The 25607-nt window shown below is 37.3% G+C and carries 19 protein-coding genes; 2 read left to right on the forward strand and 17 right to left on the reverse strand.

From position 1 onward, the window contains the following. Positions 1-113 precede the first annotated feature (113 nt). From RCG22_RS06155 to gabR, 16 genes are all read right to left on the reverse strand, one after another. Complete coding sequence (locus RCG22_RS06155) at positions 114-557, reverse strand: cell wall hydrolase (protein WP_308106182.1); 444 nt, start codon at positions 555-557, stop codon at positions 114-116. 563 nt (positions 558-1120) lie between these two features. Continuing rightward, the gene (gene nagB, locus RCG22_RS06165; RefSeq protein ID WP_308106183.1) at positions 1121-1846 is read right to left on the reverse strand and encodes a glucosamine-6-phosphate deaminase; all 726 of its coding nucleotides are present in this window, start codon (positions 1844-1846) and stop codon (positions 1121-1123) included. 91 nt (positions 1847-1937) lie between these two features. After that, entirely contained in the window at positions 1938-3257 is a 1320-nt protein-coding gene (locus RCG22_RS06170) for a 6-phospho-beta-glucosidase (protein ID WP_308106184.1), read from the reverse strand. Beyond that, positions 3250-3567, reverse strand: a complete 318-nt coding sequence (locus RCG22_RS06175) for a PTS lactose/cellobiose transporter subunit IIA (protein WP_308106185.1) — start codon at positions 3565-3567, stop codon at positions 3250-3252. The genes RCG22_RS06170 and RCG22_RS06175 overlap by 8 nt, the downstream gene beginning before the upstream one ends. A gap of 53 nt (positions 3568-3620) precedes the next feature. Continuing rightward, positions 3621-3929, reverse strand: a complete 309-nt coding sequence (locus RCG22_RS06180) for a PTS sugar transporter subunit IIB (protein ID WP_308106186.1) — start codon at positions 3927-3929, stop codon at positions 3621-3623. Positions 3930-3946: 17 nt separating this feature from the next. Beyond that, the gene (locus RCG22_RS06185) at positions 3947-4483 is read right to left on the reverse strand and encodes an RDD family protein (protein ID WP_308106187.1); all 537 of its coding nucleotides are present in this window, start codon (positions 4481-4483) and stop codon (positions 3947-3949) included. 112 nt (positions 4484-4595) lie between these two features. Further along, on the reverse strand, positions 4596-5903 hold the full coding sequence (celB, locus tag RCG22_RS06190) for a PTS cellobiose transporter subunit IIC (RefSeq protein ID WP_308106188.1): 1308 nt from the start codon (positions 5901-5903) through the stop codon (positions 4596-4598). A gap of 156 nt (positions 5904-6059) precedes the next feature. Beyond that, positions 6060-10346 carry an InlB B-repeat-containing protein gene (locus RCG22_RS06195; RefSeq protein WP_308106189.1) on the reverse strand — a complete coding sequence of 1429 codons (4287 nt, stop codon included), beginning with the start codon at positions 10344-10346 and terminating at the stop codon, positions 6060-6062. A gap of 203 nt (positions 10347-10549) precedes the next feature. After that, positions 10550-12481: a BglG family transcription antiterminator gene (locus RCG22_RS06200; protein WP_308106190.1), complete on the reverse strand. Its 1932-nt coding sequence runs from the start codon at positions 12479-12481 to the stop codon at positions 10550-10552. A 344-nt stretch (positions 12482-12825) separates the two neighbouring features. Continuing rightward, positions 12826-13542, reverse strand: coding sequence for an SIS domain-containing protein (locus tag RCG22_RS06205; protein WP_308106191.1), 717 nt, complete (start codon positions 13540-13542; stop codon positions 12826-12828). Between the two features lie 28 nt (positions 13543-13570). Next, positions 13571-14938: a nucleotidyltransferase family protein gene (locus RCG22_RS06210; protein ID WP_308106192.1), complete on the reverse strand. Its 1368-nt coding sequence runs from the start codon at positions 14936-14938 to the stop codon at positions 13571-13573. A 90-nt stretch (positions 14939-15028) separates the two neighbouring features. Next, positions 15029-16156, reverse strand: coding sequence for a MupG family TIM beta-alpha barrel fold protein (locus RCG22_RS06215; protein WP_308106193.1), 1128 nt, complete (start codon positions 16154-16156; stop codon positions 15029-15031). A gap of 25 nt (positions 16157-16181) precedes the next feature. Next, complete coding sequence (locus RCG22_RS06220; RefSeq protein WP_308106194.1) at positions 16182-17114, reverse strand: N-acetylglucosamine kinase; 933 nt, start codon at positions 17112-17114, stop codon at positions 16182-16184. A gap of 1057 nt (positions 17115-18171) precedes the next feature. Beyond that, positions 18172-18333 (reverse strand): hypothetical protein, encoded by a 162-nt coding sequence (locus RCG22_RS06225; protein ID WP_308106195.1) that lies wholly within the window; start codon positions 18331-18333, stop codon positions 18172-18174. 13 nt (positions 18334-18346) lie between these two features. After that, entirely contained in the window at positions 18347-18493 is a 147-nt protein-coding gene (locus tag RCG22_RS06230; RefSeq protein WP_308106196.1) for a hypothetical protein, read from the reverse strand. Positions 18494-19223: 730 nt separating this feature from the next. Continuing rightward, positions 19224-20633 (reverse strand): MocR-like transcriptional regulator GabR, encoded by a 1410-nt coding sequence (gene gabR / locus RCG22_RS06235; protein WP_308106197.1) that lies wholly within the window; start codon positions 20631-20633, stop codon positions 19224-19226. A gap of 113 nt (positions 20634-20746) precedes the next feature. On the opposite strand from gabR, the gene gabT reads away from it, so the two are divergent. Together gabT and RCG22_RS06245 are read left to right on the forward strand one after the other, a co-directional pair. Beyond that, entirely contained in the window at positions 20747-22048 is a 1302-nt protein-coding gene (gene gabT, locus RCG22_RS06240) for a 4-aminobutyrate--2-oxoglutarate transaminase (RefSeq protein ID WP_308106198.1), read from the forward strand. Between the two features lie 71 nt (positions 22049-22119). Further along, complete coding sequence (locus RCG22_RS06245) at positions 22120-23511, forward strand: NAD-dependent succinate-semialdehyde dehydrogenase (RefSeq protein ID WP_308106199.1); 1392 nt, start codon at positions 22120-22122, stop codon at positions 23509-23511. A gap of 176 nt (positions 23512-23687) precedes the next feature. Here RCG22_RS06245 and RCG22_RS06250 read toward each other — a convergent pair whose 3' ends face one another. Then, positions 23688-25529, reverse strand: coding sequence for a sigma-54 interaction domain-containing protein (locus RCG22_RS06250; protein ID WP_308107101.1), 1842 nt, complete (start codon positions 25527-25529; stop codon positions 23688-23690). Positions 25530-25607 lie beyond the last annotated feature (78 nt).

Raw genomic sequence — 25607 nt, forward strand, 5'->3', positions numbered from 1 at the left:
GACTCCTAATAGGTATATAATGAAGAATCTTGGGTGTATATGGACAGAGATAGCACTTTTCTTTGTTTCGACATTAAACATTCATCAAAACAATAATTGAAAAAAGAGTAAGTCTACCTTCCGATATAAACACTTTCACATGTTCCAGGTTTTGGTTCATAAAAACAATGTTCTTTAAACTGACCAGCAAAAGGTTGACCATACCATGTTGGAGGACAAGCACCACTTGGATTAAAATACCAGAGGGAATATTTGGCTGGATTTTCTCTCCAATAATCTAAATTTTTTTGTGCTAATCTTTTTTCAGCAGTCCTAGCTCTTTGATAAAACACATTACCTTTTTGAACCGCTTCAAAAGAATAATTTCCACCTTGCACATGAAAAATTGCTTGTTCCACCGTCCTTATATCTTTAAAATCTAAACACTCTGCTTTCACACGATTTACAATTACGTTCCCAACATATAACATTCCTTGTTTTCCTTCACCTTCGGCTTCTGCTCTCATCATTCTTGCCATTAAATCGACTTCATGAATTCTGTAATTAATTCTTGTCATTTTTTCACCCCAAAATATAGTATGAAAAAAAGCCTACATTGATGTTATTGTTTTTAAAATATGAATGTATTATCAAATTAATTTTAATTCCTCCGTGAAGGGAGCAATAATAATCATACTCATTAGTTTTACTATAGTAGGTATTCCTACTTTTTTTAAGCTTTACACCAAGCATTTGTTTGAACCTCTGTCCAATAAGGGTGACCTCTTTATTGCTGAGGTGATAGGTCAATCTAGTTTGTTGCGGTCCGGGGTGGTATGGTATGGGTTTTAACATTATTTCATTTGATTGAGCTTATAAATTATAAATAATACAAAGAAACAGCTGACCCTTATCTTTTTTTGGTCAACTGTTTGACAATTAATTATTAACCAAAGTCAATATAATTCTATAAATAAAAATCACCAATATAAATACATTGGTGATTACTTTTGGACTACTATCTAACTTAAGAGTAAGCCTTCTGTCCGAGGGTCCTTGGCTGTATTCTCTTTATCTAATATAACAGCCCGAATCTGTTCTGCAATATCAATATCCACTATACCTAAGTCTCTAGAACCCATTAAATTTCCGCAATCGTCCCGCTATCCACAATAACAGTTATATTCGGATGGTTTTTTAGAATAGAAGCTGGAAAATCTTCTGAGATTTCTCCTTCTAGCAGTCGCTTAACCGCTTCAATTTTCCCCTCACCCGAAACTAATAAGAGGATTTCTTTGCTAGAAAAAATCGTATCAATCCCCATGGTTATCGCTTGCTGCGGGACTTGGTCTATCGAATCAAAGAATCGAGAATTAGCCTTCCGAGTGGAGTCATCTAGGTCCACAACATGGGTTTTTGATTGAAACGATGTACCTGGCTCGTTAAAGCCTATATGACCATTTCTTCCCAAGCCCAATAGTTGTAGATCAATCCCACCATGGTTAGCAATCAAAGATTCATACTGATGACATTCGGCAGAAAGTTGTTCTGAAATACCGTTTGGTAGATGAATATTTTCTGGCCATAGATCCATATAGTGAAAAAGGTTTTCCTCCATATAATAATGATAACTGTTCGGATCGTCAGGGGATAAACCTACATATTCATCAAGATTAAAGGTTTTCACATGGTGGTAGGAAGTATGATTTCGAAGATGGTCATCGACTAAATAACAATATAAGCCGATGGGTGTACTTCCCGTTGCCAAGCCTAAATTTATTTTGTCAGCCATTGCCACTTTTTCGATGATGATCGCGGCAGCTGTTCTACATAATTCTGAGTAGTTATCGACTTTCATGATCTTCATTCAAACAGCTCCTTTATGAAGTACTCATGTAACTTGATACGATTATTTTTTATTATCAAGAAATCAGATGAATATCTGACTATCAGATTTGCTATTTTTTTAAAAACCTAGGTAAATATTCTTTGTGCGCCTCCAGCATTTCGTCTACAATAGCTATCGCCACTTTATCGTTAGCAACAAGCGGATTAATAGTCAATGCAACGATTGCTTTTTCACGACTTCCTTCTACCGCCGCCTCAATGGCCACTTGTTCAAAAGATTTAATCGTTTGTATCAATCCACGAACGGGAACCGGCAATTCTCCCATCGTTAATGGAACCGGACCATCCTTTGTGATGACACAGCTAACCTCAACAGCACTGTTATACGGCAGGCCTGAAATTGCCCCTTTGTTCATTGTATTTAATGGTTGAATATCTCGCTTATCATTGTAAATAGAGGAGATTAAACGACAAGCCGCGTCGGAGTAGTATGCTCCACCACGTTGTTCTAACTCAGGTGGTTTTACATCGAGCGTTACATCTTTATATTTTTCAAATAAAGAGGCTTCAATCCGTTGTACGACTTCTGCACGTGTTTCATTTGACTCAAATTCTTTCAATTCTCTTGCCAACATCTCAGACGTTTTATAGTAGTAGTGATGGTATGAACATGGGATGATATTGATACCCTTGAGGAATTCAGGTGCCCACTCCTCTGCGTCAATATTTTTTACAAAACTTGCATTGGCAGGGTCCATTATCATTTCAAGAACTTTATCTTTTACACAAACCCCGTCCAGATAAACTTCTAATCCAAAAACCATATGATTCAGACCTGCAAAATCAATTCGAATACGAGAGTGATCCACGTTTAAAAGGTCTGCAATCCCCATTTCCATTCCAATCGGAATATTACATAGGCCAATAAATTTCTTTATATTTGAATATCTTAAGGCTGCCTCTGTCACCATACCTGCAGGGTTTGTGAAGTTAAGTACCCACGCATTTGGACAAAGTTCCTCCACTTCCTTGCAAATATCCAAAATGACCGGAATCGTTCGGAGCGCTTTAAACAAACCACCTGCACCATTGGTTTCTTGACCAATGACACCATGTCTTAATGGAATTCTTTCATCAAGTGCACGTGCAGCCAATTGCCCAATACGAAGCTGTGTAGTCACGAAATCAGCATCTCTCAAAGCTTCTCTACGATCATACGAAAGGTGAATCTCCATTGGAACCCCGGCTTTTTTTACCATACGCTTTGCTAGTGCTCCAACAGTTTCTAACTTTTCGCGGCCCGCTTCGATATCCACCAGCCAAAGTTCGGTAACTGGAATTTGATCATATCGCTTGATAATCCCTTCAACTAGTTCCGGCGTATAACTAGAGCCCCCGCCTATTGTCACAATTTTAAATTTATCAGGCATTTTTAAAGCCCCTTTCATACAAGTCAACGATCTCTTTTGCCATATCTTTTACGGTTATAGCATTCATCAAGTGATCTTGTGCATGAATCATTAAAAGTGAAATTTCTGTTGGAGTTCCACCAATCTCGGATTGAATTAACGTTGTTTGAATATGATGTGCCTCATTTAAAGAATCACTCGCTTCTTTTAATTTCTGGCGTGCTAATTCCATATTCTGTTCTTTTGCGGCATGAATGGCTTCCATAGCAGCACTTCGACCATTGCCACCATGTAAAATTAATGTAAAAATTTCTGTTTCATGTTTTACCATAAAACTGACCTCCTCTCTCTTTCAAGCGAAACTTTGAAACTCTGAATTCTATACTATTTATTTTCGATTAGTTTTATTGCTTGCGCGAGAATTGCTTCACCATTACACATGCCGTAATTCATCATATCAATGACTTCAACTGGAATGTTTTTCTCATCACAAATATTTTTCATTTCTTTCAAAAGGAAACGTACTTGCGGCCCTAACAATAACACATCAACCGCGTCGATTTCCGAGCGCACAACTGATTCAGAAACTGCCCAAATGCGGGCCGAAATCCCTTTTAACTCAGCGGCTTTTTCCATTTTTGTTACGATTAGACTAGTAGACATGCCGGCAGAACAACAAAGTAAAATATTCATTATTATTTCCTCTTTCTTTATTCAGCTTTTTTGACGTCGTTTTTATTAACAACGACTAATCGAGCAACTCGATCGTGTGCAGCTAATGACTTGGGATTAGCAAATATACTTATAATAGATATCAAGAATGGGATGCCTTGAAAAAGAAACATCGTTAAAAATTTAATGAAACTCCTAACAACCACTAATAATGCATAAGCAAGCTTACCTTTTTTGTTATTGAGGTAGGTTAATTTTAATTGAAAGATCAATTTCCCAATTGTAGCTCCCCTGAATAAAAGCGTTGTTAAGAAATCATAACAAAACCAGATAATCAGCGTTTGGAGATAGGCCTCATTAAAAAGAGCCATTACCTGTACAGTAGCATCTTGACTAGCAGCTTCACTCATTATTTTTTGAACTTCAATCATCCTTGTTAAGACTCCAGGAAAGTTTGGAAATCCGGTAATTCGGTAAATAATTGAAAGTAGGATAAAGACAATCACCGCATCTATAACAAAAGCAGCCATTCTTTTTAATCGAAACTTAGTAAATAATTTCTTTTTGGTATCCATAATAAGTATTCGCTAAAAATTAAGACGTCTATTTGGATCCATCATGTTCACCACGAACATGATGGGTGTCAAACTTGAAAAGATTGACACCCCTAAAGAAGACACGCCTTAATTAATTATTAGCTTTCTCCATTTCTAAATTTTTCTTATCCCACATCTTAATGAATGGGAACCAAATTGTAAAGGCGACTGCAAAGGCAACCAATTGCATGACAACACCCATTAGTTTACCACCAGTCATAAGATAACCACTGATGAAATATGGTGTTGTCCAAGGAGGCATTGTTCCGTTTGTATAAGGGAAAATCCCTAAATCTGTTCCAAAATAAGTGATAGTTAAAACGGCGATTGGTGCCAAAATATAGGGAATCATTAAGAATGGGTTTAATACCACTGGAAGACCAAACATAATTGGTTCATTTACGTTGAAGATAGATGGACCAATTGCTAATTTTCCGACTTTCTTCAGTAGATTCGATTTTGCAAAGAACAACATGTAGATTGCTACTGGTAGAGTAGCCCCCGATCCGCCCATCCAAATACCATTCTCATAGAAAGAATAAGTAACAATATGCGGTAGAACTTTTGAACCTTCTTTAACAGCATGTAAGTTTGCGTCTGAATTTTGAATCCAAATTGGCTCCATGAAAGCTGTAATGATTGATGAACCATGGATCCCAAATGACCATAAAAAGTGCTCCATGAGACACGCGATAAGCGTACCGATATAAGTTGACCCCGCTAAAGTGAATGGCTTTGAAACAACTTCTCTAATAAAAGTGGCTAAGTTTTCCCAACTTGTATACGCAAATCCAAGTCTTATGAGTAAAAATAACACAATAATAACAAAACCAGGAATAAGTGCTGTAAATGAACGCGCTACTGTTGGTGGAACAGTATCTGGTAAAGTGATAATGATCTTCTTCTGCAAGAAGAAACGATATATTTCAGCTGTAATGATGGCAACAATTAACCCAACAAATAAATACTGTGCAGTAAATAGATCAGGAGACCATGCGGATACTTGCTCTTTACCTAATTTAAAATTACTTAAAAAGCTGATAATAAAATAGCCTGATAAAGCTAGAACACCTGCTGGTATACCATCAATGTTTTTATTGTCGACTTTATAGCTTGAAGCTAAAGAATAACCAACACCAAAAACCGCAATTATCGTAAGGATACCTAGTGTAGCATTATATACGACATCACCAAACGCACTCCAATTATCTCCAAAAATACTAGCCATGAAGTTTTGGTACTTTTCTACTTCTAACCATGCCAATGTGATGAAAATAGAACCAATAATCATAAGCGGCATGGCAAACATAATACCGTCACGTAGGGCAAGCAAATGTCTTTGATTACCTATTTTTGAAGCGATCGGTAGAAATTTCTCTTCAAAAAAGTTACTTTTCATTTAATGATTCACTCCTTTATGGATCTTGGTAAATTAGGAAATTCCCCTTCTACCAAGATCCTTTTAAAACATTTTTTATTTAATTTAGGAATAATATTAATGAGCTTTTGCAAATACTAAAGTTTTCTAGGTGCACCAGTTCATTTCATTTAATTATTAAAGTTTGAATGGTACAACTGTTGTGTAATTACTGTAAACTTTAACCTTACCAACAACAGTGTAAGCACGAGCTTTAAAGTAGTAAGTTTTACCTTTAACTAGTCCAGTAGCGGTAAATGTTCCTGTTGTGGTTGTTTTCGTCACTTTGCTTGTGAAATTGCTTGCTGATGCGCGATCAATTTCATAGCCAGAAACACCATTTACTGCAGTCCAAGTTAACTTAATTGAAGTCGGACTTGCTTTCGACGCTTTTAGACCTGTTGGTGACCCAACTTTCCATTTTGCGTAAAGTGTTGTATTTGCTGTCACTTTATCAGTTGTAAAGTTCCAAGCTGTTTTAAACGCTGCATCTTTGTACCAACCAACAAAGACAAATCCTTTTCTCGTAGGATTAGCAGGTTTTGTAATTACAGTATTGTAATTTGCTTTTTTAGTAGTAACGGTAGATCCACCATTACTGTTAAATGCCACGTTATAACTATTGATTTTCCAGTGAGCAGTTAACTTAACACTTTCTGTTACCCCTGCACCGAAGTTAAATGGTACAGTTGTTGACACGGCATCATTGAACCAACCAATGAACGTGTAACCTGTTTTGCTTGGTGTTGTTGGTGCAACAATAGGGTCCTTATAACTTGCAGTTACTGAATCAACTGTAGAACCGCCATTTGAATCAAATGAAACTGTTTGTACCGCATCCCTTGAAACAGTTCTTTCAAAAGTCATGATATGACTATCGTTTGCAAAAGTAGGAGAATCGTCTATTTGTACAGCTGAGTAAGTTACTGTTGCCATAATAGTAGCTGGCTGGTCAGTTATATAATTAACCGCTCCAGTTTCCGAATCAACTACCACATCAGATGGAGAAGATGACTCAAAAGTAACCTCCACATGTTGATTTCCATCTGTGTTTAAGTCAGTTGAAGCCATTGCTTTTTTCAACCAAGTTGGGTAAGCAAATGTATCTGTATCTACAGAAGTTGGTGCAATTAGTTCTGCTGAGTTCTTTGCATCAACTACGTTGATTGTGTATGTTACTTTTTGAGGAGTTCTAAAGAATCCGTCAATAACATATCCAGTTACAGTAACCGTTCCAGGTTTTAAACCCGTTGCGTAAGCACCATAGTGATCACCGTTAACGCTGATTCCATTTGCGTCTACATTTCCAACTTCTTTATAATTTGCTAATGCTCTTAAGTCAATGACATCTGCTTTACTACTGTCTGCAATAATCTTTGTTGGTACTCCGTTAACATATCCTGTTTGAGTCCAAGCATCTGTTAACCAAGATACGTTCTTAATATAACCTTTAGCTGTTGCATCAAGTTTAACTGAATCACCTACATTGATGGTAAAAGTATGTGAGTCTGCATCATATTTGGCGTTCGGGTTCAATTTTGCAATGTTTGTTGGATAAGTTAAACTTTCTGTTCCATTGTTAACTGGAGCAGTAACTTTTGAACCTAAGTCAGCAATATAATTCGCATCTTCTGGGTTCTGTGTGATCCAGTATGGCATAGAAATGACTGTTGAAGATTCCAACGTATTGCTTGTACCAGAATCAACGGTTCTTCTTTCATGCGTTCCAAAAATATTCGTATTGTATTTAGACATCTTTACTTCATCTCGTGGGATTAGTTGGTCAACCATTAAGTCACCAGCTTCATGAGTCACGTCGTTTCTGTTTGCAGAAAGGACATCCCAGTTCATGTAGTTGTTTGGAATGCGTTTCATTCCCCATTCTGAACCTGCACGATCAACGGTTGCGTCCCCAATATCGAATCCTTTAGCTTTCAATGCACCTAGAGAAGCTGCATAGAATTCTGTCATAAATGGATTTTTCTCACGTTTTTCGTTATACCACCATTGCTTCATCCCGTATAAGATTGCAGGAGCAGTTGCTTTCTCCGCATGGTGAGATAGCGTGTAGTATGAAAGGGCAGCTTCTTCTTCATCAGAATAGTTCATATACGAGTCGTAAGAAACACCGCTTACCCCCATATCGTCTCCGTTATGCGCAGAAATACCAAAGTATCTTGAAACGTATTGCTTTGTCATATCTAGAAGCGATGTTGAGTTATAAGACTTCGGATACCTTTTTTCATAATCGTTATGGGTTGTATCAGTTGTCGAAACTTCCTGGCCTGTCATCACTTTGTATTCGTTTGCGTAATCAAGTGGTGCAATAACATGGATACCTTGTGCCTCAAGCGCTTCTTTTTCAGCTGGAGTATAATTCCCCATATCTCTTGCAGTGACAAGCATTTGCAATGCTAGTGTTGCGTTTAGAGGACCGTCTTCATAGTCACCATCTACCCATGCACTTGGAACACCATCAAGGAATTCAGGGTTCATGTTCCCCCATCTTGTTGGCGAAGAAGTAGCATTCAATCCATTTCCTGGAGCAACTCCATTGTAGCGAGCTTCGAGTGCGTTTTCTCCAGTAATACTCATTTGGTAATAATTGTTCAATATTACGCTGTTTGTATGGTTGATTAAATCATTCTTTATAATAGCTGCTAATTCAGGGTCACTATCCTTGAATGCATTATATGCAAGGTCAAGAGCGAAGTAGTGTCCAACTAATTCATCCGTTGAAGTAGTTGCTTTGTAATAAACTTTATCTGAATCAAGGTCTTTTGTATCTTCATCTAATGATGGATTTTGATCATTTACAATTTTCGTTAAACGTGTAGGTATTGCAACGGTATCATAAGCTTTTACATTCGTTGCTTGACCATTTTTAAACTGTCCAGGAACAGAGTAGTTAACCGATTTTCCTGTAATATCAGTCGTTGTTCCTGCTTTCTTTTTAAGCCAAGCAGTATCAAAACTTTTTGCTTCAGCAATGGTAGCACCATTATTCGAACCATCTACTTTATATGTTCTAGCAAAGAAACCAGCAGAAGCAGGTTTTCCTGTATCTGTTAACGTGTACTTACCATTATCATCAACGAAAACTGGTTTCGCTTCATTCGTTTTAAGCCATAATTTACCTTGTTCAACCGTTTTCACATTTCCACCCAACGAATTTACCACATAAACCACATCGTTCACGTTATTCTTGGAAGGTACTTTTAATTGCATACCAGAGATATATCCAAGCGTTACGATCGACTCGACTGCACGAACAGCAGAAGCTTTCGCATCTTTTGTTCTTTCATCGGATTCGCCGAATGTTTTTTTCATGTAGTTGTATCTCCAGATTTCACCTGAAGCGTACATGGTAGTCCAAAGACCATCGTTATCCGTGTCATAGTTTCCACGTGCTGCATCTGTGTCCGCAGTCATCAACGCTTTCATCATTTCAGCTTGATTTGTAAAACTCATATTACCAGATTGGAAGCCATAGCGGTCAGTAAAATTCCTAGAAATTTCCTCTTGAAGCAATGCCTTACTCATCAATGAAACTTGTTTTCTAGCGATATGTGTTGCATTTCCGGCTGAACCTAACACCCAAAGTCCATTGTCGCCGTCAGGCATGATGTTAGTGATAACCTCGACTGCATTCGTTCCTGGTTGAGAAGTACCCGTTTGTGGAATATATCTTCCGCCTTGTAAATATTGAATTTGATCGGCTGAAGAAAGATTTGGGTCGTAAAGTGTAACCGCATCCGACACGATACCAGAAGTAACATTCATAGGGGCACTCGAAGTAAGATCGACTTTGCCACTAGACATCATTAAAGTATCTTTGGATACCAACCATTTTACTCCGTCATCACCATCAACATATCCTAAATAGTTTTTAGAAGGAAATGTCTTTCCTTCTGGAGCCGTGGGAATGTTTGTTGTTTGCAATTGTGAATCTCTAAGTTCTGCAGGGATCGCTGGATCATTCGCAGCATAATAGTAAACAAACTTATCTAAAAACGTTTTATCTTGTGTTTCTGCTACAGTAACTGTGATCGTCACTGTTTTAGCAGCACCACTAAAATCCACACCAGTACCAGTGATAATTGCTGTACCACCAGTTACCCCTAAAATCTTTCCGCTGTGATCACCGTTTGCATTGCCAACCTTATCAACATAGGCAACATAAGGATCAGAAGTTGTCCATTTTACTGGCTTTGATGTATCTAAACCAGTAGGTTTTGCGTGAGTGATTTGTGTAGTATTCATATAAATGCTTCTGGCAGTTGAAATACTTTTTACATTAAAAGCTTGAGTTGAAACAGTAGGAGCAGCTTTAACAACTAAACTACTATAATTACCTGCAACCATTGAAAGAGCTAAAGCAGCAGTCGTAACCGTTTTACTAAAACGCCATTTACTTCTTTTCATTTATCTTCCTCCAAAGTAATATATTCGAATCAATTTTCTAACTCATAGATTTAACAATACATTCTAAACCCTTCATTCCCCTTCTGCTATCAACCCCCTTAAGTAATGGTGTTTCAAAAGTTTTTATATTATTGTTCCTTCTATCGAGCCTCGTTTACAAAACTCTTTTGTTCATTGCGATAAAGGAACAAATCATAACAAGTCTAGCAAAATAATATTTTAGAAATCTCGTACTGAAAATCATTGAAGTTATTTGACTTCAGAATTCTCTGTTTCGCCTCGGGATGATCCATTAACTGTAAAACTAGTCGACTTAACTCCTTGTGTAAAAACAAGTCTCCAGCACGTAGATTAATTAAAAAAAGTATTTGTACTACCTTTCCATCGTAAGTTGGTGGATTCTTAAATATCACAACACTTACAGAATCTTGAATAGCAACCATTTTTAATGCATGTGGCACTGCAATCCCATTTTGAAGAATCGTCGATATTTTTTCTTCCCGTTCGACAACCAAATCAGGATAGTCAGGTGTTGCAAAACCCAGTTCAACAACTCTTTTTGCTTTTTCTTTAATGAAAGCTTTATAGTCAAAAGACTCTCTACTTTCTTCTATATAAAACAATTCTGAATGAAACAGAGATAAGAGTGATGGCACATTTTCCTTAACTTTACTCGCTGGGTACCTTGTGAGCGTACGACGAATTCTCTGGATATCCGTTTCAGATAATATTGGTCCTACTTGAATATACGGAATAGAACTATTGTCAAAACGAATTGGAATGGATGAAACTAATAAATCATATTCTTCTAGATGAACCGTTTGAAGGTCACTATACAGAACGATTTCAATTGTTGCCCCCTGGAAAAGTGTTGCGAGTTTCATTTTTAGTAAATCGGCCGATCCTGCTCCTGATCCGTACGATAGTAGAATTTTTTTGTAGGAACTTAATTGTTTTTGCTTCTCCCTTTCCATATGGGCTGCAAAATGCATTGTAAGATATCCCATTTCATCACTAGAAAGTTCGAATCCCCATATTTCCTTTATCATTTCAGAAAATTTTAATGCAATCATAAAGACATCGGAATATCTACTGTATACATCATCTATCAATGGATTTGAAAGCTTTAAATTGAAATATAACCTTCTTAACAAGGGATACATATGCATCAAAAGGTTATCCAAAAGTTGCTGATCACCTGTAAACTGTGTCAAGAAAGTTTGATCTAATTTCTCCAAACACTGCTTTAGTTTTTGTTTCAAATCATTCTTTTCTTGTTCCTCAATATCATCCACACTCGATTTACCACTTAAATGTGCAGCAAGATAGATAATCTCACTCTCTGGTAGTAAGACATGATATAGTTCAGAAAGGATTTCACAAATTCTCTTGGCTATATTCATATACGATGGCTTGATCAGGGATACATCTAAATTCTTTTCCTGATTAGGCAATATAAAGTTGTGTTGAGTTACTCGAAACGAGAGTATTTGAATATGTCCTAAAATGTTCTCAAGTGCAAAATAACTCAATTTCAAATGATTGTTTTGTACCTCTTCACTCAAAACAGTTCTAATTTCTTCAAAAGGAAACGCTTTCTCGAAATTTAGATAATTAGATTTCTTTAACAATCCTGTTTCTTTTTGACTTAAGAAATAGGAAAACGCCCTTCTAAAATTTGTTTCGTCACCTAGTAAACGAACACCGTAACGTGATTTTGTTTCTACTTTTAAATCAAAAATCCTAACTAGTTTTTCAACTTCAACCATGTCGCTCAAAACTGTCGATCTGCTTATCATTAGGCTTTCAGCAAACATATCAATGGTTTGAAACTCAGTCGTTTGAAGCAGGAGCATAATGATATTGATTACACGAACACGAGGTAAATCCGGGGCTAAAGCTCCCTTCATTTCTTTCAGATACGATTGAACCATTTCTTGATTTACTACATGAAGTAAAAATCCTTCACCACGTTTTTTCTGAATAACAAATCCAGACTTTTCACCAATAACGTTTAATTCTTTCAATTCATTTCGTAATGTCCGATTTGAAATGGCGAATTCTGATTCAAGTTCATGTGATGTAAGTGTTTTGCTTTTTTGATACAAATATTGCAAAATTAGATCTCTTCGCATACATTACCTCGTCACTCTAGATGCTACTCTAGTTAATTTAAGTTTACTTTCCACCAAATATATTTAACAGTTTGATTTTTTCCAACATACCTAGCAATTTGAAGCTAAATAAGCACTTTCAAGACTTTTAAAGATGACCTGACCGAATCTTATCATAGATCTACTTGTTTAAAAATTTAGCGTTTCTTCATACTTGTTAAGTAAAACTTATTTATCCCTTAAAGTTTCCTCTATGCCCAGTACGTGGTAAATTTCGTATAAGTCAAAAAAACGTTCCCATGGCCCTGGAACGCTTTTCTCATTAAACTCCTATTCACTATGCTAGTAACAGATATGGGGCTGAATTACACACCATAATACTTCGCAAAAAGTTCTTTATTCCATTCTTCTCCGCCATCAACATTAGAGCTCTTAAACACAGGAGGTTTCAGTCCAGCTTGATGGTATTTTTTTGCTAACAAAATAGAAATGGTTTGAGCAACAAAAGCTCCCGCCATCGTAGAAGTTGCCCCCATACCTGTGTTTGCTTCTTCAACATAAAAAGCAGCATCCCCGGGTCCAGTACAACTATCAATAACTACATTACTAAAGTCACAAAGATATTTTCCGCTACTGTGTCTGGATTTTGAGCCTGCAGGATGAATCGGATTTGTAAATGCAATGACCTTTGTACCGCATTCCTGTACCATTTTTGCAAGTTCAACCGTCATTCCATTTCTACCTGAATTAGAAGCAATGACAAGTACATCCTTTGAGGTAATTTTATATAAATCAAAGATAACTTTTGCATAGGCTTCTATCCGTTCAATCACAGTACTTTTTAAAGGATGATCGTGTAAAAAAAACTCATTCGGTAAAATAGGCGAGACCTGTGCAAATCCACCCGCTCTTACGTAAAATTCTTCAGCAAACATATGGGAGTGACCTGAACCTGTAACAAGAAAGCGACCTCCATGTTGGAGTGCTTCAAAAATGCATGTGGCTGCTTCACCCATTTTTTCAATCTGTGTCGTATACAGTTTTTCGAGATTTGCTGTCACATATTGATAATAACTCTCCATTATAACTATTACTCCTTATATTGATTTGTTACCACCCGTACTTATTTTCGCTCCATTTTTTTATAATTAGATCTTGCTTCACAAAAACAAGACTATTCTTTTCGATATCTTTATCTATGATTGCACCAGCTCCGAGAACACTATAAGCGCCTATTTTACAACCAGGCATAATAATCGTATTTACGCCCGTTCTGCAATAGTCACCAAGGTAAGCAGCATTTGAAAAATGTAACGGTACTTCTTTTCGTCCATTTACAACGTGCTCAGTTTCTCCGTCATCAAACCGTAATGTTCCGCAAACGGTTGCTGCTCCGATATCCGTATGACTGCCAATTGCACCATAAAACTCGCCATAATGGTAAAGATATACCTTATCCATCACCATTCCACCAAGGAACTCTGCACAATGGTCGAATATACAATTCGATCCTATCGATACTCCATCGTAAATGATGCAGTAATTACTAATTTTTGTATGATCACCAATCACAGCATTGCCATTAAAAATGGCTCCATTATCAATGATTGTATTGTCACCCACAATCAGGTTACCGTAAATGACAACTCGGTCCCCAATTGAGGAGTTCTTGCCCAGTTTTACATGGCCATGAATGGTTGCATTCGTAGAAATTGTCGCACCTTCTGCTAGTTGGTTCTCTTGTAATGCATTACAAAAATAATCCACCATAAATTGGTTCGCCTCTAACATATGCCAAGGCTTGTCAATATCAAAGAAATATCCACTACATTCGATAGCAGTCAATTTTACTTGATTAAGCGATTTCAGAAGTCCGGCTTCAATAAATCTCTCCTTTGGAACACCTACACCTACTTTTACATCAGGAAAATAATCTGGAGTTCTTTTCACATAATCTAAAAGTGTGTCGTCAAAGTGAAATCCTGCAAATTGGTGGGTAATGCTGTTCCCACGATAATGGGCACCGATCGACTGAACGAACCCATTCTCAATACTCGCACCAATCCAGTTTCTTGAGGATTCCTCTAAATTTTTCAACAATACAGCTGGCTTTGCAGAATTCACTAAGTTCTCTAAATCCTTTTGTTCAACGATGGTATCCCCATAGAGGACTAAAACGTCCTTCGTATCCGAGAGATTCTCAGTTCCTATTACTAGACTTTCAGCACTTCCGAAATTTGTTGGATCACTTACATATTTAATGTTTTCTATATCTGATAAAAGATTCTCTATCTCTCTTTGATGTTCTTCATGAACGACAACAACAATTTCTTCTATTCCCATTGCCACAATGGATTCAATGTTATAGCGGATTAATGGCTTCCCTGCGATTTTTATTGTTGTTTTGGAGCGTACCGCGTTGAAAGGAAACATTTTACTACCTTTGCCTGCCGCAAGAATAATGGCGCTTTTCACCATTCCATCACCTCCGGTTTCATTCACGTTTTATAACCTTGTATTAAAAACAACAAAATACAGTCTAAAATCATTTTTTACCATGGAAATTTTTCACTTATATTCTACTAACCGAAATTTATTTTTGCCTGCTAAAATATAAGGTAATAAATCTTTGGCAAACGGATGAACAAATCCAATGACATTGTGCTCCACCGATTGTCCTAAATCTTTCAATGAGATTTGCACTTCCCCTTCATATTGAGCACTTCTATTATTTAAAACAGAGATTGTATACTTTTCCCTTGGTGCACAGAAGCAAGGAGGCACTTCCATTCCTCTCGTATCAGTCGCCCGGATTAGATTTGCAGGCTGATCCACTCTTGAAATGAGGACTGAATCTTGAATTTGCATTTTTGTATTTTGAGAAACAAACGGATGGAATACAACTGGAATCTCTATATAATCTTGTTTGTAACACCTCGACATTTCAATAAGCTCTGAAAGATCGGCAAACGAGTCACCAATTAGCACATCATCAAAACCATTTGCAAATAACTCTAGCATTGCAATATGGCAAGGCAAAAAGCGGTGTTTTTCAATCGTGCAAACCCCATGACCTAAGTAGTGCAAATCTTTAGGCGAAAGTTGCGATGCAATAAACCCTCCGACTGGCACACCAAATGAGGCAAACAAGTCGTTAATTGGGCGAATGTCCCCAAGAGACAATGCTGTATCTGGTAGTGGGAAAAAATTGTGACAAGCGGTTAGTTGACCAATATTTCCTTCTTTTTCTACCGTTTCTAAAAATTCACGATACTCACGTAAAGCGCCTCCATTCTGATTATCAGAAGAGGACATCGAAGCGTTTACTTCTATTTGAATCCCCTGTTGATTTTTTGAAAGAAGTGCCATTTCTTGGCTCGTAAAACCTCCATCAATACGGAGTTTAGTGATGCCCATATTTTGTAACGCTGTAAGATCGTTTAATGTACAGCCCAACTCGTTGAAAACCTCATCATTCATATCAGCCGATACAGTCATACCAAGTTCTTTACAGTACCTCAGTATGTCCTTCCAAGTGTTCACACTTACATCGTGAGCACCTTCAAAACCATGATTATTTAAAATCAGAGAAACAAATACTTTTTTAAAACCAAACGAATTGGCCTTTTCCAAATAATCTTTGATTTGACCTACTGGATAAAAGTTGGGATACACACTAATTCCTATTTCACGCATATAAAGTCGTCATTCCTTACTATTATTAATTTGTATTTACTTGTACCCCCGCACCAATTATGATGGCACCAAATACTGGATCATAAAGTGGTGCAGAAATCTCTACTTGTGGTAAAACCACACGTAACTTCTCTTTTAACGTACCCAAATAATCTGTTGATTTCGTCAACAAACTGCCTGCAACAGAGAGACGGAATTTTTCTGACCCCATTTGTCGACTGATTCCAACGACTAAACGGACTAATTTCTCTAGTTCTGCTTCAACAATCGTACGAGCAGCTTCGTCTCCTTTTGCCCATGCTTCTAGAATAAATGGTGTACATGAAGCTACCTTGTCAACGGGTAGCGTATCTTCCAAATATAATAAATCCATAAAATCTTCTGGAGAAGTCAACTGAAAATGAGTGAGCAACTTTTCTGTAAATGATGTAGGTGCAATAACTTTGTCGTACTCTTGCATTACAGCTGCAATCGCATGTCGACCAATTTGGAAACCGCTTCCTTCATCACTTATCAATCCACCCCATCCACCAGAGCGTACGATTTTTCCTTTTGAGTCAATTCCCACAACAATGGAACCTGTTCCAGCAATCATCAAAGCATCTTTTCGATCTCCGTTGCCACCAACAAGGGCAATTTCTGCATCATTCACTACTTCTAGTTGGCAAGTGAATCCGCCTTCTTTTAATGCAGACAGATAGACTTCAACATCCTTCGGTCGATCGACACCTGCAGAACCTAGTACGAGAATCGCATCTTGCAGTCGCTCTTGAAAACCAGAGACCAATGCTTCATAAATTTCGCAAAATACTTGCCTAAGACCTTCTACTCCGATGTTATTATAATTAGACATCCCAAAATTTTGATCAAATAGCGTTTCTCCATCTGGTCGTTCTTTGACCATGACTCTTGTTTTCGTTCCTCCGCCGTCCATTCCAATAATCAATCTATTACTCATTATTTGTTTATTCATCCTTTCATTACTCATCGAATCAACCTAGTTACTACTCTAATTTATTTAAGTATACTTACCACCCCAATTATTAAACAGTTGGATTTTTTCCAACAAATTTAGCAATATTATTATTCATATTTCCTGTTGACTAAAGGGATACCATGGTAGATTAGGGGACTTTATTGTATCCTGCGAAAAATTGGATGTTATAATGTAGGAATTGCCAGTTGTCCTTCCAACACAACCTGAAAAACACACGGCACAAGTACTGATAAATCAAGGTTTCTTGTTTTCTAATGTTTCCTTGTGATTTCTAATTTTAAAAATTTGGGCACCTAGCATGGCACCAAAAACACCTACCTATTTTTTTCTGCACTGGCAGCCAATTACTGAGCGGCAGATGATAATAGAAAGATCAGAAAATCATATCCGCAATATAATTAGGACTTCTGTCGGCAAAAAACAAAAGGAAACTAGAATCACAAAAAAAAAATCTGCTGTTTTATTGATATCTTTTAGGTCATGTAGGTCAACAAGGACCTATATGACCTGATAAAACTAGTTATTAGGAAGTACATCAATCAAAACTTGAGGAATCCTTAAAAAATGCCTTTATCATTTGGGGTATTGTAAAAATCCTACTAACAATAATCATCGGAGAAGTTTTTAGCAACAAAATTAAAAAAAGGCCCTGATAATATCAGGGTCTTAATAACTATGTTCTATGAAGGGTGAACCTGTGACCACAACCCTGTCAAGGAAGTAAAGTGAATCTGATTATAACAGTTTAGTTATGAAAACGTTGATTTAAAAGGATATTATTTCATCCATAAATGGTTTAATAAGGTGGAGTTGTGGCATAATGTTAGAGTTTGCCACCAACTTGCCAACATTGTTTCTATATACATATGTGTCGTAAACTGGTCACTACTTCCATTGACCAGAAAAGGGTTAGAAAAACCGTAGTGCATAATAAGATGCTTTTTTCCCTTCAGCTTAATTTTATGAATAAGCTTATGAAGTAACTCCGGGGTTATATCATTTATATTTATTAGCTTCTTTAGTTCATTTTGGGCTTTTCAACCATCTCTGTACTTTTTGTGTATAGTTTTAACATATCCTTCTTTTCAAGAATTTCTGATTGTAGCTTTTTTATTACATTTCTATTTTCATTAACCGCTTCATCATAATCAACTTTTTCTAATACTTCATTCGCTGACAACTTTAGAAATTTCTTATTTTCCTTTTTCAGATTGTTTTCCCTGATTCCTATTTCTTGACTGTATCGCTACACTTTGAGTTATGTAAGCTTCAAGCTCACTAATTTTATCCAACAATTCCATTACACTATCTGGCGACCCTTTCACTCGGTATATCTTCAAGCTCTTTCCCTCCACCCTGCCTTTTTAAATAAGCTTCCATTAAACTAGTTTATTCAGCATGTAGAAAAGCTGTGAAACTTGAGAAAAAATTGCAACCGTTCATACGAAAAAAGCCAGGCCACATTGAAGAAGGCCTGACGCTAACTAAGAAGGAATTCTTCCCAAAGAGTAGTAATGCAGATTATCCTCTCGATTACGAATACGACTCCGTGATTTTTTAGTTGCTGTAACACGACCATGTTTTCTTGTTCCTTTTCTCACGACAAAAAAACCTCCAAATAAGTAGTATTTGAAGGTTCTGAACTCACACAGTTTTGTATTCTCGGACTCACACAGACTCAATAATAATTACCAAAAGACTGCGGGTGTTTGAAATTGTTCATTTGACAAGAAAGTCAGTATTGGCTGGACTGCGTGGTAATCGAACCCACCAGACCTGTCACGCAGGTCTCAAGCAGTTTTGAAGTTTGCTGGCACCTGTTTTTTTAGTATCTTTATATATTCTCAAGTATTGATATATCAAGCTTTTGTACTATGTAGTATTTTCTAGTGATTTATAATTTAAACATTTTGGGCACCAAGCATGGCACCATTACCGCATGATATAGTATTCGAACAATTAGTCCGATGCAGTTTTTAATAACTAGGCTGTGCTAAATGTAAATGTGATTATTAATTAAAATTAAGTAAAACCCGAAAATAAAGATTTCCAAATATTTAATAGCTACATTTAATGAAAAACATCATACAATCTCTCCACAGCCCCGGCTACATTTTCTTCCCTAAGATTAGCAAATCCCAATATTAAACTAATCCTGTTTTCATAATTAACGCTCTTTTCTAGCATAAACCGCCGCATCGAATAGATTTCTAGCTTTAACCGTAACGCGCGCTCTTCTATTTCCTGATACCCTTTCCCCGTATGAAAATGGGCGAGAAAATGAAGGCCTGCCGAAACATCTTCAATATCGATTTCCTCTTGAAAACGCTGTTGAAGCTCCGCAATTAACAATTTTCTTCGTGTATCATACTGATGGTTCATCCGTTTTACGTGTCGTGCATATTCACCGCTTTCAATGAAAAGCTTCAACGTGAATAACATAAGTGAGTTACTGTATTGGATGAAGTTTGAATAATACTCCCTGTATTCCCCTATGAGCTCAGGTGGCAAAACCATATAACTAATCCGCAAACCTGGCAACACTGTTTTTGAAAAAGTCCCCATGTAGATGACTCTTTGGTTTCGGTCTAAACTTTGCAAGGATGGAATATTGTCTGTTCCATATTTAAATTCGCTATCATAGTCATCTTCAACAATGTATCTGTTTTCGCGTTGTGCTGCCCAGTTTAACAGCTCGATTCGTCGGGAAATTGGCATGATTTTTCCTGTAGGGAATTGGTGAGACGGGGTAACAAACACCACATTTGCCTTTACTGACTCAATCTCGGTCATGTTAATACCTTGATCATCCAATGAAACAGGGTGAACAGTTAAATTCATCTTTTTCAGGAGCTGGTGAAAGCGGACATACCCCGGGTTCTCAATAGCAACAACTGTTCCTTTGCTGTTCATTTCCATCAATTGACCTACCAATAACTGTGTTCCTGCCCCAATGATGATTTGCTCCGGCTCACATTCCACTCCCCGAGTCAAAGCAATCATTCGGCAAATAGTCTCTCTCACCACATAAGGCCCCTGGGAATAAGACATTTCTGAAAGTTCTCTTTTATACGATTTAATTGCTTTCTCCTGACACTTTAGCCATTCCTTAAAAGGAAATAAAGAAGTATCTGATGCCATATGGGACAGTGAAAGCCACCCATCTTTGTTGACAGGCTCCTCCTTTAGTTCACTTGGTAGCTTTTGCTTCCAATGCTTTTTTTGTTCAATAAACTCAGTAATATTTTCAACAAAGTATCCACTTCGTTCAATCGTATAGATATACCCCTCAGCAAGCAGCTGTTCATAGCCAAAGCTGACGGAATTAATACTGACATTTAATTGTTCGGCTAATGACCTTTTAGAAGGAAGCTTTTCATTTGCTTTTAACTTTCCTGTTAAAATATTTTCTTTGATCCCTTCGTATATTTGTTGGTAAATATAATTAGAATCCCTCTGTTTATCGATCAGTATGAACATTCTATTACTCCCAATCTGGTACCTATTTTTTTTCGATTTTGGTACTTTTCATTATACCAGATCCATGGGATACTTTTCCTATAATTCAGAAAATTATTGAAGGAGCGATCAGAATGCTAGTCTCTTATTCACAAACTGCAGCATTACAGGAAAAAAGAAAAAAATTTGTCCCAAAGGGTGTAAGCAATGGCAATTTAAACTTTGCCCAGCATGCCTCCGGGGCAACCGTAACAGATATTGATAATAATGAATGGATTGACTTTGCAGGTGCAATTGGAACGTTAAATGTAGGCCACTGTCACCCTAAAGTATCCGAAGCAGTCAAGATCCAAGTAGATAAGTTTTTACATCCTGGATTCAACGTTATCATGTATGAAAGTTATATCAATCTTGCTGAAAAGTTATGCCAAATCACCCCTGGGGAATTTGACAAACAAGCGATTTTCTTTAACTCAGGTGCAGAAGCAGTAGAAAATGCGATTAAAATTTCCCGCCGCTACACGAAAAGACCCGCGGTTGTTTCGTTTGTCCGCGGCTACCATGGACGAACCAACTTAACAATGGGCATGACAAGCAAGGTAAAGCCATATAAATATGGGTTTGGTCCCTTCGCTCCGGAAATTTACCAAGCACCATTTCCTTATATGTATCATAAACCAGCCGGGATGACAGAAGAAGAATATGTGGATCAGGTCATTTCAGACTTTGAAGATTTCTTTATCTCCACAGTTGCTCCGGAAATGGTAGCATGTGTGGTAATGGAACCTGTTCAAGGCGAAGGCGGTTTTATTATTCCACCGAAAAAGTTTATGCAAGCTGTGAGCCGTTTCTGTAAGGAGAATGGAATTGTGTTTGTAGCTGATGAAATTCAAACTGGATTTGGCCGTACTGGCAAATTATTTGCCATCGAACATTTTGATGTAATTCCTGATTTAATTACGGTTTCAAAATCGTTAGCGGCTGGTCTGCCGTTAAGTGGTGTTGTCGGGAAAACAGAAATCCTAAATGTTGCAGATCCCGGTGAACTTGGCGGTACTTATTCGGGGAGTCCTGTCGCCTGTGCTGCAGCTTTAGCCGTAATTGATATTGTGGAAGAAGAAAATTTAGTGGGGAAAGCTGAAATCCTTGGGCAAAAAATTGAAGCGAAATTACAAGACCTCAGCATAAAACATGATTTTGTAGGTGATATTCGCCGTTTGGGTGCGATGGTTGCTTGTGAGATAGTGGAAGACCGCTTCAGCAAAAAACCAAACAAGACGAAAACATCACAGATTGTCAAATATGCAAACGAAAATGGATTATTACTCCTTTCAGCCGGCATAAAGAGTAATGTCATTCGTTTCTTAGCCCCATTAGTGATTACAGATGAAGAATTAGCAAAAGGATTTGCGATTTTGGAAAAGGCTTTTGAATAAGAATTAGAGACACCCGGTCCGATATTGGAAGGATCGGGCTATCTTCATAAAAACATTGGATGGTGTATATAATGGCAGATCTATTACAAGTGAAGAATCCGGCAACAGGTCAAGTAATTAAAGAAATCCGGATTAATACAGAAGAAGAAATAAAGCAAGCACTAAAAGCTGGGCATGACAACTTTAAAAAATGGGCAAAGGTTAATGCCCATGAACGTTCCCGATTATTAAGAAACTGGGCACAAATCATTCAAGAGCATAAAGCAGAAATCGCTGAAATCATGACATTGGAAAATGGCAAGCCGTTGAGTGAATCACTCGGTGAAGTAGATTATGCCACTAGCTACATTGATTGGTATGCAGAAGAAGCAAAACGCATCTACGGAAGAACAGTCCCTGCGTCTTCTGAAACAAAAAGAATCACTGTTACTAAACAGCCGATTGGTTTAGTGGCTGCAATTACGCCGTGGAATTTCCCGGCAGCAATGATGACAAGAAAAGCAGCACCTGCTTTGGCGGCTGGCTGCCCATTTATTGTAAAACCTGCAGTCGAAACACCTTTAACAACGATTAGATTAGTTGAACTGGCCCACGAAGCTGGAATTCCTACTGATGTCATCCAATACGTAAATGGTTCTGGCTCGATGGTCGGCGACCTTTTTACAAGCAGTGAACACGTCCGTAAAATTACGTTTACTGGATCTACTCCTGTCGGAAAGCAATTAATCAAAAACAGCGCTAATACGGTGAAACACGTAACGATGGAATTAGGCGGGCACGCTCCTCTTATCGTTGCCGAAGATGCGGACCTGGATTTTGCTGTCCAGCAAACGCTCCTCACTAAGTTTCGGAATGCAGGACAAACATGCGTATGTGCAAACCGGATCATTGTCCATGAAACGATTGTTGAGGCTTTCTCTGCCAAATTAGCAGAAGCAACAAAAAACTTAAAAGTTGGCAATGGACTTGATAAAGATACACAGGTAGGACCTATTATTAACGAAAAGGGTTTCAACAAAATCGTTGACCAAATTAATGATGCGATTGAAAAAGGGGCAATGGTCCTGGCTGGAAATCAATTCAACGCCGATAAGGAACAAGGGTACTTCTTCGTCTCCCCTACTGTCTTATCAAATGTTACGCTTGATATGAACATTATGCAGGAAGAAACGTTTGGTCCGGTCGCTCCGATTATTACCTTTAAACATTTAGAGGAAGCAGTAGAGATTGCCAATAGTACTCCATATGGGTTAGCTGCCTATTTCTTCACCAATAACTATAAAACCGGCACATATTTAAGTGAAAATCTGGACTTTGGCATTGTCGGCTGGAATGACGGGGCACCATCCGGAGCTCACATTCCCTTTGGTGGCATGAAGGAAAGTGGAATTGGCCGCGAAGGCGGGCTCGAAGGGATTGAACCCTACTTGGAAACGAAATATTTATCTATAGGAAATCTATAGAGCCTCTCAACAAAGATATATAATAATTTTTTTACTTGCCAAATACAGTTTTTTGAAGAAATTTATTACCATAAAATTCAAACAAGACTCTTACGTTGGACATATTAACAACGTAAGAGCCTTGTTTTTTCTATATTTCAATTCATTTCATCTCTTTCTTAACAGCTATGGACACCCTATAACATATTCCCTAACTTCTTTAACTCGGTTTCGATATATGATCTGCTATGATCAAACCCAATAATGGCCAAAACGTTTCCGTTATGGTCCGTTAAGGGAGCAAAGCTGGTTTTCCATTCTCCATAAATATCTTCATATAAAGAAGTGACTCCTGCTTTCCCATCCATCGCCTCAAATGCAACTTCCATCATTTCAGGAGGCCCTTCATATATATGCCCAGGTGGAATGACGAAATCTTCACTTGCTACAATCGTTAGCATTTTATTATTATCTAAAGCTTTAAAAATATAGACCCACTCAATGATTCCTTCTTGTTCACGTATTTTCGTTAATTTTTTCTGAACATTTTTATACGTCAGGTTGGATGGCGACATATTATGATTTACTAATTCAAAGATTTCTTCTGGAAGAATGACAGTAGATGTCACAATCGCCATGGATCGTAATTGTTTATTTAAATGTTCTTCTAGTATCTTCCTTTTATTTAGAGGTGAAAGAGTTTTGTGTTGCATTTTCTCGCGGATTTTTTTATATTTTCTACTCATTGTAGGTTGACTAATATCCAATACTTTTGCTGCAAGCTTAACTGATTTATATTTATCGATCGCCATTTTTATCAATTGTTCTTCAATCATATCCACCGCTTCTTGCATCGGGATAATGTGATGAATTATAGGAGGATCCTTTACAGCAGTCTTTTTCGGGATATATTTGTAGACTAAGCTTGAGTCTACATTCAATTCTTTACTAGTCACGACGATTCGTTCAATCGTATTCTCTAATTGCCTGACATTTCCCGGCCAATCGTAGATACATAATAAATCAATAGCATCTGGTAGAATATTGATGTTTCTATGGTATAACGAATTATATTTTCCTACGAAATGATAGATTAGGTAAGGAATCTCTTCAGTTCTTTCCCTTAATGAAGGAATTTCAATTGGTACTACATTTAAACGATAATATAGGTCTTCTCTAAATCGTCCCTCTCTGACCATTTTTTCTAATGATTGATTCGTTGCAGCTATTATTTGGACATCAATATGAATCGGTTTTGAACTTCCTAATGGTGTGACTTCTTTTTCCTGTAAAATTCGCAGTAACTTAACTTGCAAGTTCAGTGGCAATTCTGCAATTTCATCGAGGAAAATAATTCCTTCATTTGCTAATTCAAATTTTCCGGGAGCACCATTTTTGTTTGCACCACTAAATGCCCCGCCCACATAACCGAATAATTCACTCTCTAATAAATTTTCCGGAATAGCACCACAATTCACTGCAATAAAAGGTTTAGATCCCCGATTACCTAATTGATGAATGGTTTTAGCAAACATTTCTTTCCCTACACCTGATTCTCCTAATAAGAGAACTGTGGTTGAAACTTTTGAAACCATTTCTATTGTATGGAGTACATCTTTCATTTTCTGACTATGGACGACCATTGAAGGAATGTGTTTTATTTCCGGCTCATCGTTTATTTCAATGGAATTCCTTAAAGGATCGGAGATACTTTTTAATCCCCATACCATTAACTCTTCCATAGTATCCTTTGATTGGAACACGGTTATGAGAATCGTACTGCCATTCCAAGCCTTTAATTGAAGAGAGTGTGCCTCTTTATTTAATAATTGTAAAATGGGAGCACCAAAAAATGAAATTTCCTCTAATTCAGTAAATGTTCTACCTATCAATGAGGTTGTGTTTGTTGACCAAAAGTTTTTCAATTTTCCACCTAGAAATAAAATCGTTCCGTTTACATTGGTGACAATCATTTCATCGTAAATAGATAGAAAACTAGATTGAAAAGCTTGGATTAATTGATCATTAGTCATAATCATGGAAATCACACATTTACCCCTTCATTCGCTAGATTTTTAAATTTTGGGATTATTCAAAATGAATTATTTCATATTTGA

This window comes from Neobacillus nitrireducens, from assembly GCF_030915405.1.
GTDB lineage: Bacteria > Bacillota > Bacilli > Bacillales > Cytobacillaceae > Neobacillus.